Here is a 5,446-nt window from a genome sequence, read left to right as displayed (position 1 = left end):
AACATGCACAGGCCGTGCGGCATGTTGTTCAGCGCGGTATCGAACTGGCCCGCCAGCGCGGCCTCGCGCTCCTTGGCGATCCAGGCGTTGACGTAGATGCGCTGCAGGCTGGAGGTCAGGTGCCGGATGGCGCTGAAGAACACCAGGCTGAGCAGCGCAAGGGCGATGTGATAGGGGCCGCCGACATACATCAGGGCTAGGATCAAGGGACCGATCGACATCAACAGATGCAGGTGGAAGATCTGCGGCCGGCCGAAGGTCCGCCCTACCCCCGCCGAGGTGTAGGCGACCACCGTGGTCACGCACAGCATGTGCGCGGCGGCATCATTGGTCGTGAGCAGCACGGTGACGCCCCAGATGCCGAGCGAAATGCCGTAGGCGATGGTGCCGATCCGGTAGCGCTTCTCCCAGGTCACGGACTCTTCGACGGTGAGCCGGGAATTGCGCTGCTGGTAGCGGTACATCTGCAGCGCGCGCGCCAGCCCCACCACGATGAACAGCGGCACGCACAGCCAGCACAGGAGATTGCTCGTGACAGCCGCAATCACGGCGCCCGCAATGGCGGGGCCGAAGGCGCCGAAGATCATGGGCGCGGGGTTCATGAACAGGGAATCGACCAGCGCCGCCGAAATCGTCGGCGACATCGACCGGTCCGGTTCACCCGTCTGACTTGCAAACTGCATTGTGAGAGCGCGCGTCCTTTTCAGCTCGCACTCTTACTGATCGCAGGTGAAGTCTTTCTGAGCGAACATCGTTAGCAAGTCCTTGCCGCGCCAGGGCGACGGCCGGAATTCACCATAAAATTCAGTGCGCTAGGTGAGAAGTGCCGATCGCCGCCGGGGTTCCCCAGAGCAGTCTGCGCCCAGCTCACGACAACAGCGGCGACCAGGCGGGGTCGGAGGCAAAGCCCGGGGTCGGTACCCGCAGCTCGTTGCGCCCGGAGACGTCGATGGTGAACAGCGACGGGCCGCTGTTGCCGCCGGGATCGCGGAAGAACATCACGACGCGCCCGTTCGGGGCAAAGGTCGGGCCTTCGTTATGGAAGCCCGAGGTCAGGATGCGCTCGCCCGAGCCGTCGGGTTTCATGATGCCGATCGCGAACTGCCCGCCGCCCTGCTTGGTGAAGGCGATGTAGTCGCCGCGCGGCGACCACACCGGCGTCGAATAGGTGCCGTCGCCGAACGAGATGCGCTGTGCGCCGCCGCCGGTTGCCGGCATCACATAGATTTGCGGCTTGCCGCCGCGATCGGATTCGAAGCAGAGCCGCGTGCCGTCGGGCGCATAGGATGGCGAGGTGTCGATCGCCGGCGTGTCGGTCAGCCGCGTCATCGACTTCGAGCGCAGATCCATCACGAACAGGTTGGAGTTGCCGCCCTGCTGCAGGCTCATGATGACGCGCTGGCCGTCGGGCGAGAAGCGCGGCGAGAACGACATGCCGGGGAAATTGCCGACGATCTCGCGCTGGCCGGTCTCGATGTTGAGCAGATAGACGCGCGGGTCGCCCTGACCGAATTCCATGTAGGTGATTTCCTGGGTCGACGGCGAGAAGCGCGGCGTCAGCACCAGATCCGAGCCGCGGGTCAGGTAGCGCACATTGGCGCCGTCCTGGTCCATCAGCGCAAGGCGCTTGACGCGGCGGTCCGCCGAGCCGCTCTCGTCGACAAACACGACGCGGGTATCGAAATAGCCCTTCTCGCCGGTCAGCCGCTCGTAGATCTGGTCGGAGATGATGTGCGCGATGCGCCGCCAGTATTCAGCCGACGTGTCGTACTGCTGGCCGGCGAGCTGCTGGCCGGTGTTGACGTCCCAGAGCCGGAACTCCGCCTTGACGCGCCCGTTACCCTGGCGCGTCATGCGGCCGGTGACCAACGCCTGCGCGTTGATGCTCTTCCAGTTGTTGAAGTTCGGCGCCGCGTCGATGTTGATCTGCTTCTCGAGATAGGCCGCCTGATCGATCGGCGCAAACAGGCCGCTGCGCTTCAGATTGTTGGTGATCACCTGCGTCACGCCGACACCGACCTCGGTGTCCCCAGGCGTGCCGGCGGCAAAGTTCGGGATCGCGATCGGCAGCGGCGCGAAGTCGCCTTCCGGAATGACGACGCGCTTCTGTGCAAAGGCGCTGCGGCTTCCGGCCAGCACGCCAAGGGCAGCCATTCCGGAGATCATCTGTCGGCGGTCGAGGCGAAACGTCATTGCACGCAAATCATTCTGGTCGGTCATTGTCCGTAGACTTTGTTTGCTATTGGCCAAGCGACGCCGTCGCCCTCAGGTCTTTCGCTCTGTGAACACCGGCGCAAAATACTTCCATTCGTCGAAGAAGGCCGCCGGCAGATTGTACGGCTGGCATTCGATGATCGCCCGCAGCGCGCTCTCCTGATAGACGCGCAGATAGGGCGTCGCCGGCGTCCCTTCCGGCACCGGCATGCCCTCGAGCGAGCCGTCACGCTTCAGCTTGATCGAGAACACCGCCTCTGTCTGCTGCGCCTCGATGCCGCCATAGGGCTTCTTCCAGCAGCGCTCGACCTGCTGCTTGAACATCGCGCCCCAGGTCGCGGAGTTGTCGGCGGCCTTGCCCTTTGCCGTGCCGAGCGCGGCGTTGGCGTTCAGCGTGTCGCCGGTCGCCGATGCGCGCGTCGGGTCACGCTTGTCGAGCAGCGCCGCGATCTTGCTCTGGTCGAACACGCGATCCTTCGGCTTCTGCTCCGGCGGCGGCTTCGCGGCCTGCTGCACCGGCTTCGGCGGCGGCTTCTTCTCTTCCTTCTTGATCGCTTCGGCGATCGGGTCGGGCTTCACCGGATCGGGCTTCTTTTCGACCGGCTTCGGCTCTTCCTTCGGCTTGTTCTCGACCTTCTTCGGCGGATCCGGCTTCTTGTCTTCCGGCTTCTCCACCTTCGGCGTCGGCGCTGGCGCCGTATCGGTCACGACCGGCGGCTTCTTGTCGTCGATCTTGCCGACGGCATCATCCATTGGCTTGGCCTCGGCGACCTTCTCGACCAGCGGCTTGGGATTTTCCTTCTTGCCGTCCTTCTGGCCGGCCATGACGTGCGAGAGCTGGTCCGACGAGATCACGTCGACGGCGACCGATTCCTCTTCCGGCATTACATACGCCTTGGTCGAGAACGAAATCAGGCCCCACCCGATCACGAGGACGTGCAGGACAATCGATGCCGCCAGAGTCTTGTCGACCTTGACCTTCAAATCAGGCTTCCCCGTGCCTTGCCGTACACTATCCACCTTCCGGGATGATGACGATATTCGCCTTGAATCCTGCGGCCCGGACCTCCCCGAGCAGTTTCATCATATCCGTGTAACAGACGTCCTTGTCGCCGCGCAGATAGACCACCTTTTCGGCATCCGACCGGGCGTCCCCGATCGCCTTGATCTTGGCCGGAAAATCGGCGGCCGTGACCGGCGCGTCGCCCAGATAGAGCTCGACATTCGAGTTGCAGCCGCCGCCGGTGCGCTTGACCGACAATGTCAGCGGCGGCTGGTTCGACGAGATCGACTTGCCGCCGCTCGCCACCGGCAGGTCGATGTCGATGTTCGACGTCATCAGCGGCGCCGCCACCATGAAGATGATCAGCAGCACCAGCATCACGTCGACCATCGGCGTGACGTTGATCTCGGCCATCACAGGCTTGCGCCCGCGGCGGCGTCTGCCACCGCCGCCGGACCCTGCCATGCTCATCGCCATGATTGTGCGCTCGCAACAGTGTCCATCATCTAACTCAACCCCGCTCGTCGATCTGACGGGACAGGATGGCGGAGAACTCGTCGGCGAAGCCCTCCAGGCGCGCGGCCTGCCGGTTCACCTCCGAAGTGAACTTATTGTAGAAAATAGTCGCCGGAATTGCGGCAATCAGGCCGATTGCGGTGGCAAACAGCGCTTCCGCGATACCGGGCGCCACCACCGCCAAGGAGGTGTTTTTGGAGGCCGCGATCGACTGGAAGCTCGACATGATGCCCCAGACGGTGCCGAACAGGCCGACAAAGGGGCCGGCCGAGCCCACGGTGGCGAGCACCAGCAGCCGGCGTTCCAGCCGCTCCACCTCCCGGGCGATCGAGACGTTCATGACCTTCTCGATCCGCGCCTGCAGACCGGCAAAGGACCGCGACTGGCTCTCGAAGGAGCGCTTCCACTCCCGCATCGCCGCGACGAAACAGGCCGCCATCGACTGGGTCGGCTTGGCCGACAGCGCCCGGTAGAGTTCCTCGATCGACTGGCCGGACCAGAAGGCCTGCTCGAACTTGTCCATGGCCCGCTTGGTGCGGGCGTAGAGCAGGATCTTGTCGATTGCGATCGCCCAGACCCACACCGAGCAGGACAGAAGTCCCAACATCACGCATTTGACGACCCAATGGGCCTGCCAGAACAGCGCGATCAGCGACACGTCGCTCGATGCCAGTGGCAGAGTTGACTGAGCCACATCGGCGGGATTCATCGGCAATATCCTCTCAACGCAAGTGTCCCAATTCGGCGGGCCGCCAATCGGCACCCCTTCCACGGCCGTGCGCCCGGCGCGGCAAAACTGCGCGAGAGCCTCTTACATCTGTCGCATGGGGGGCCCGTCCAAAGCCGGGCCCTGCTTCCCCTGCCAACATGTCAAAACGAGGGCTTTTCACGCGTCATTCCGACCCTAACCAAACGCTAATCATGGTTAAGGCGAGGTTACCAAAGGGAAATTTGGAGGCGGGAAATGCCGCCGGTGAAGGAGGTTGGCGGGTTCCACAGATGAACAGTTTCCGCGGGATGGAAGGTGGCGAGACCCCTCCCCACGTCGTCCCGGCGAAGGCCGGGATCCATAACCACCGCACTCAATCATGAACGCGATTGTGGCCCCAGCGCGCGCAACAATTGAGATTTGGGGTTATGGGTCCCTGTGTCTTGGAAGTCTGTCAGGATGTGGGTGGGCGGGAAGCCGTTGGGTCCTTGGCGCTTGACGCCGTGAGCCGGCTCGGTCTCCCGCCCGTTCCATCTATCAACCTGAACAGTTGCACGAGGCTGCGCCAACAGACCTCGCATCACAGGGACAGGCACCGTGATCATAGCTCTTCGTTACGTCGGAATCGACATCTCCAAAAACCACCTCGACATCTTTGATGAGGCTGACGGCGTGCCGAGGCGCATTGCCAACGCGACACAGGCCATCACACAGCAGGTGGCGCGTTGGCAATGCGATGCGCTGGTGGTCTTCGAGGCGACGGGTATCTATGACCTCGCGCTTCGCGAGGCGCTGCGTCAGGCCGGGATCCAGTTCGCACGGATCAACCCGGCCCGTGCCCGCGACTTTGCACGGGCCAGCGGCCTACTCGCCAAGACCGATCCGATCGATGCGCGGATGCTGGCGGCCTTTGCGCGGGCCATGCAACCCGCCCCCGAGCAGGTCGCCGATCCTGCACGGGGCGCCTTGGCGAGGCTTGCAAAACGGCGGGATCAGCTGGTCCT

5 protein-coding genes and 1 pseudogene are annotated in these 5,446 nt (G+C 63.8%); 1 reads left to right on the top strand and 5 read right to left on the bottom strand.

Features of this window, described 5'->3' with window-relative positions; all coding sequences use genetic code 11:
• From PMN64_RS41770 to tolQ, 5 genes and pseudogenes are all read right to left on the bottom strand, one after another.
• A pseudogene (locus PMN64_RS41770) lies at nt 1-644 on the bottom strand (diguanylate cyclase); the annotation flags it as partial.
• A 223-nt stretch (nt 645-867) separates the two neighbouring features.
• Nucleotides 868-2,193 (bottom strand): Tol-Pal system beta propeller repeat protein TolB, encoded by a 1,326-nt coding sequence (tolB, locus tag PMN64_RS41765; RefSeq protein ID WP_028340643.1) that lies wholly within the window; start codon nt 2,191-2,193, stop codon nt 868-870.
• Nucleotides 2,194-2,265: 72 nt separating this feature from the next.
• Nucleotides 2,266-3,198 carry a cell envelope integrity protein TolA gene (locus tag PMN64_RS41760; protein WP_028340644.1) on the bottom strand — a complete coding sequence of 311 codons (933 nt, stop codon included), beginning with the start codon at nt 3,196-3,198 and terminating at the stop codon, nt 2,266-2,268.
• A gap of 28 nt (nt 3,199-3,226) precedes the next feature.
• Nucleotides 3,227-3,694 carry a biopolymer transporter ExbD gene (locus PMN64_RS41755; protein ID WP_028340645.1) on the bottom strand — a complete coding sequence of 156 codons (468 nt, stop codon included), beginning with the start codon at nt 3,692-3,694 and terminating at the stop codon, nt 3,227-3,229.
• Nucleotides 3,695-3,728: 34 nt separating this feature from the next.
• A complete protein-coding gene (gene tolQ, locus PMN64_RS41750; RefSeq protein WP_016846954.1) occupies nt 3,729-4,442 on the bottom strand; it encodes a protein TolQ in 714 nt (237 codons plus the stop codon).
• A gap of 672 nt (nt 4,443-5,114) precedes the next feature.
• Between tolQ and PMN64_RS41745 the strand changes: the two genes are divergently transcribed.
• Nucleotides 5,115-5,446 (top strand): IS110 family transposase (locus tag PMN64_RS41745; protein WP_411784981.1); only part of this gene is annotated, 332 nt, incomplete at its 3' end.

Source organism: Bradyrhizobium sp. UFLA01-814, from assembly GCF_046718885.1.
Classification (GTDB): Bacteria; Pseudomonadota; Alphaproteobacteria; order Rhizobiales; family Xanthobacteraceae; genus Bradyrhizobium; species Bradyrhizobium elkanii.
The sequence above is the reverse complement of the archived record's forward strand: the minus strand, read 5'-3'. Positions and strand labels throughout refer to the sequence as shown.

Bases quoted from the DNA above. Each gene is read 5' to 3' on its own strand.
- tolQ (WP_016846954.1), bottom strand. From the start codon at position 4,442: ATGAATCCCGCCGATGTGGCTCAGTCAACTCTGCCACTGGCATCGAGC.
- PMN64_RS41755 (WP_028340645.1), bottom strand. From the start codon at position 3,694: ATGGCGATGAGCATGGCAGGGTCCGGCGGCGGTGGCAGACGCCGCCGC.
- tolB (WP_028340643.1), bottom strand. From the start codon at position 2,193: ATGACGTTTCGCCTCGACCGCCGACAGATGATCTCCGGAATGGCTGCC.